The organism is Cronbergia sp. UHCC 0137 (assembly GCF_034932285.1).
Taxonomy (GTDB): Bacteria; Cyanobacteriota; Cyanobacteriia; order Cyanobacteriales; family Nostocaceae; genus Cronbergia.
Window position 1 is genome coordinate 85,837 of record NZ_JAYGHC010000023.1, and the last position, 3,896, is coordinate 89,732.

At 39.2% G+C, this 3,896-nt stretch carries 5 protein-coding genes; 2 read left to right on the forward strand and 3 right to left on the reverse strand.

The window, feature by feature from the left end; genetic code table 11:
- Positions 1-119: 119 nt before the first annotated feature.
- Positions 120-404, reverse strand: a complete 285-nt coding sequence (locus tag VB711_RS13950; protein WP_323286686.1) for a WGxxGxxG family protein — start codon at positions 402-404, stop codon at positions 120-122.
- A gap of 136 nt (positions 405-540) precedes the next feature.
- Positions 541-1,017: an SsrA-binding protein SmpB gene (smpB, locus tag VB711_RS13955; protein ID WP_323286688.1), complete on the reverse strand. Its 477-nt coding sequence runs from the start codon at positions 1,015-1,017 to the stop codon at positions 541-543.
- Between the two features lie 222 nt (positions 1,018-1,239).
- Between smpB and VB711_RS13960 the strand changes: the two genes are divergently transcribed.
- Positions 1,240-2,121: an Rpn family recombination-promoting nuclease/putative transposase gene (locus VB711_RS13960; protein ID WP_323286690.1), complete on the forward strand. Its 882-nt coding sequence runs from the start codon at positions 1,240-1,242 to the stop codon at positions 2,119-2,121.
- 345 nt (positions 2,122-2,466) lie between these two features.
- The gene (locus VB711_RS13965; protein WP_323286691.1) at positions 2,467-3,147 is read left to right on the forward strand and encodes a response regulator transcription factor; all 681 of its coding nucleotides are present in this window, start codon (positions 2,467-2,469) and stop codon (positions 3,145-3,147) included.
- A gap of 171 nt (positions 3,148-3,318) precedes the next feature.
- On the opposite strand, the gene VB711_RS13970 is transcribed toward VB711_RS13965, so the two are convergent.
- Entirely contained in the window at positions 3,319-3,798 is a 480-nt protein-coding gene (locus tag VB711_RS13970; RefSeq protein WP_323286692.1) for a low molecular weight protein-tyrosine-phosphatase, read from the reverse strand.
- Positions 3,799-3,896 lie beyond the last annotated feature (98 nt).

Below are 3,896 nucleotides of genomic sequence, written 5' to 3' on the forward strand. Positions count from 1 at the left end.
GACTCCTAGCCCTAATGAAAAGACTTTTTCATCAAACCCTAATTACCAATCCAATTCCCCTCCACGAAAAAACCGGGGAGGGGCTAGGGGTGGGGTGATGATTTTTACCTTTAAATTGCTTATTCTCTGTAGCTAGTAGCCCCAGGTGTGCTAGGATCGCGATAACGGGTAGGTTCATCTTCGCGCTTTTTACCAGCCAAACCAGCTAAACCTATTAACCCCAGTAATCCTAGCCAACCCCAATCAAAATCATTCCGCTCATAGCGATCGTAAACAGTAGTCCTGGGAACATTATCAATTCTAGGCTCAGTCACTTGGGCTTGAACAGGTAGAGCTAAGGGTAAAATTCCCATAGTCAAAGTCAAAACCCCAGCGCCAACAGTTTTACTTAAATAGCGTCTCATTGTGAAGTGCCTCATGCCTTTCTAAGCTATTCACAAATCTATCTAGTATCAAAACTAATTAAATCAATCTGTGGCTATAAACCAAAGTATCTTACCACTAACGCTGAGGACAGAGAAAAAGTTAAATTTTCCTACCTCAATAACTTTTCATCGCTCGTTGAATATCACGCTGATCTTGACGACGCTTCAGTGATTCTCTCTTGTCATGTAGCTTTTTACCTTTACCCAAGGCAATACTTACTTTTACCCACCCCCGCTTGAGATACATTTTCAACGGGATCAGGGTTAAACCCTGTTGTTCCACCTTACCAATTAGCTTACGAAGTTCTTGACGGTGCATTAGCAACTTGCGTGTACGTCGTGGTTCATGATTGAAATATTGACCACTAGCATTATAAGGAGAAATATGTACATTAATTAACCACGCTTCACCATCACGAAGCAAGGCATAACCGTCTTGGAGATTGACTTTACCCGCACGAATTGACTTGACTTCTGTTCCCGTCAATTGGATTCCAACTTCGTAAGTTTCGAGAATTTCATAAAGATAACGGGCTTGACGGTTATCGGTAATAACTTTGTAACTATCGTTTTTATCGTTCTTATCACTCATTGAAAATCTTAAATTATGTTAAATACTACGCCTAAGAAATTGTTTAAGTGGGACTTGCGGAAAAACTCTTTTGCTTAGGGCTAGGAGTCAGGAGTCAATTTTTCCCTATGTTTATATATATTAACTCAAGTTGCTAGTTATTTATTCAGCCAACAGCAAAGGTTATACTTGAGAAAATCAAAAGCTAAAATTGTAACCTTGAAAAATATATTATGATGTGTTATGCACACCGACACCATCTTTTACCAAATATTCCTCACATTTCATACATTGTTGTTTGAATTACTTGGTCAACCAACAGAAAATGCTGAGGACTACAATTTCACCTCCGTAGAAGTCAAGGAAAAAGCCTTCCGTCTTGATGGACTTTTCATGCCAGACAGTTTAGATAAACCAATCTATTTTGTGGAAGTCCAGTTTCAAAACAAACCTGATTTTTACTGGGAATTACTGAGTGAAATTCATATCTATCTGAATCAATATAAACCGGTTCAAGACTGGCAAGCCGTGGCTTTATTTGCTAAACGCAGCTTTGATGTAGAAAAATTAACTGCTTACCAGCAAGAATTAGTTACCCGTGGTAGAATCAGGAGGATTTATCTAGATGAACTACCACCAGGGTCAATTGGAGTGGGTCTAATTGAGTTAATTATCAGCAAAGAAGCACAAGTACCAGAATTAGTTAAAAACTTGATCCAACGCACCAGAACAGAGGTTGTTGATTCATGGGAAAAACAAGTTATTATAGATTTGTTGCAAACTGTGTTAGTGTCCAAGTTTTCTAAGTTAACACGTCAGGAGATTGAATCGATGTTTTTATTGAGTGACATCAAGCAAACACGGGTCTATCAAGATGCAAAGCAAGAAGGCCGGCAAGATGAAGCGGCAATTTTACTATTGCGTATGCTATCTAAGCGATTTGGGAAATTGAGCGATCGCCCAACCACTGTTTCTGGGATGCCCGGAGCGCTTTTGCCACTTCGCTATGTTGAAAAGATCAATCATCTGACAATTGAACAACTAGAAGACCTGGGGGAAGCGCTATTAGACTTTGCTGATATTCATGATTTAGATCAGTGGTTGGCATTAAACACAGATAAATAAGGAGTCAGGAGTCAGGAGTCAGGAGTCAGGACATAACTTGCCTTTTTATATCCATATATACCCAAAGATATAATATTACTCAATAATTTAGTGAAATTTTTAACTTATTTGTAAAGAATTAAAAAGCCATCTGCGATTTACCAACAGATAAATTTAACGTTTTGTTAAGATTCGTGAAAATTCCAGAAGAATTTAAGATTTTCTTTATAAATCAACTTTGAGGCAGTAATTAACAGGTAAGACTATCGTAGTATAAAACAGAAGAACATTATTATTGCCTATGTCTAGTGATAGTGTTCACTCAAGTGAAGTGCTGAGTAAAAAAATGCTTGGGGTGTATTGTCCATGCCCTTGACAATCCTTGTAGTGGATGACGATCTGGGTACTCGTCTGTCTATTAGCGATTATCTTGAACTGTCTGGCTACTCAGTGATTACAGCTAATGACGGTCAAGAGGCTTTGACTGTAGTTAATGAGTACCATCCTGATTTGATTGTCACAGATATAGTCATGCCACGGATGAATGGTTATGAACTCGTGCGGCAAGTGCGTCAACAACCAGGATTTCGGTTATTGCCTGTAATTTTGCTAACAGGACGAATCCAAACTCAAGAAAGAATTTTAGGTTATCAATCGGGGTGCGATTTATATTTGCCTAAACCTTTTGAATTAGAAGAGTTAGCCGCAGCAATTCGCAATCTGTTAGAGCGATCGCACATTATCCAATCAGAGTATCACTTTTCTCACAAAGAAAACTTTAGCAATTCTGCCAAAGGGTTAGACAGCCCCAATTATCCATTTAGTCAAATTCACCATCAAGTCCAATTACTTTCACCACTTACCTCCAGAGAACAGGAGGTTTTAGAGCTATTGACCCATGGTTTATCTAACGCCGAAATGGGTCATCAATTACACCTAAGTCCTCGCACAGTCGAAAAATATGTGAGCAGTTTATTAAGGAAAACCGAAACCAGCAACCGAGCAGAATTAGTCCGCTTTGCCATCAAACATGGTCTAGTTGACTAGAGGCAGGAGGCAGAGGGCAGGAGGCAGAAGGGAAAATTTTTAATTAAGAATAAAGCCTTTTTGCCTCGATCATTTGGGTTTAAGTCAAGAACCACAATTTTTTGATTTGGCGATCTTCAATTACAGGTGGGTTTGAATCGCTCTATAAAAAAGCCTCCTGCCTCCTGCCTTTCAACTCCTCCCTCCTTCAATGTGTTTCAATAAACCTGTACAAGCATCCATGAGCAGATCAATTACCTCATTAAAGCCCTCAGTTCCCCCATAATAAGGGTCTGGAACTTCTTTAAGAGTATATTTAGAGCAAAAATCACACATTAATTTGACCTTATGGTGATATTTTCCAGAGGGGTCAAGAGCGATAATATTTTCGTAATTTTCCCGATCCATCGCCAAAATTAAATCAAACTCTTGAAAATCTGACTTTTGAAACTGGCGGGCTTGACCACGTAGTGTAATGCCTAACTTTAAAGCTGCGGCCGCGCTCATCCGGCGATCTGGGGGGCTACCGATGTGATAACTAGAAGTACCGGCGGAATCACAAAGATAGCGATCGCTCAAACCGCCCTGCTCAATTAAATAATTCATAATATTTTCAGCCGAGGGCGATCGGCAAATATTACCAAGGCAAACAAACAGCAACTTGTAAGGCATAAATACTATATTGGTAAATATCTGCGCAAAATTAATTCCACATTTTCAGAAAAAAAATCTCTGTTGCCTATTCGATAAAGTAGGGGTTTAGCATTGCT

Coding starts and splice junctions, on each gene's coding strand:
- VB711_RS13950 (WP_323286686.1), bottom strand. CDS start 404: ATGAGACGCTATTTAAGTAAAACTGTTGGCGCTGGGGTTTTGACTTTG.
- smpB (WP_323286688.1), bottom strand. CDS start 1,017: ATGAGTGATAAGAACGATAAAAACGATAGTTACAAAGTTATTACCGAT.
- VB711_RS13960 (WP_323286690.1), top strand. CDS start 1,240: ATGCACACCGACACCATCTTTTACCAAATATTCCTCACATTTCATACA.
- VB711_RS13965 (WP_323286691.1), top strand. CDS start 2,467: ATGCCCTTGACAATCCTTGTAGTGGATGACGATCTGGGTACTCGTCTG.
- VB711_RS13970 (WP_323286692.1), bottom strand. CDS start 3,798: ATGCCTTACAAGTTGCTGTTTGTTTGCCTTGGTAATATTTGCCGATCG.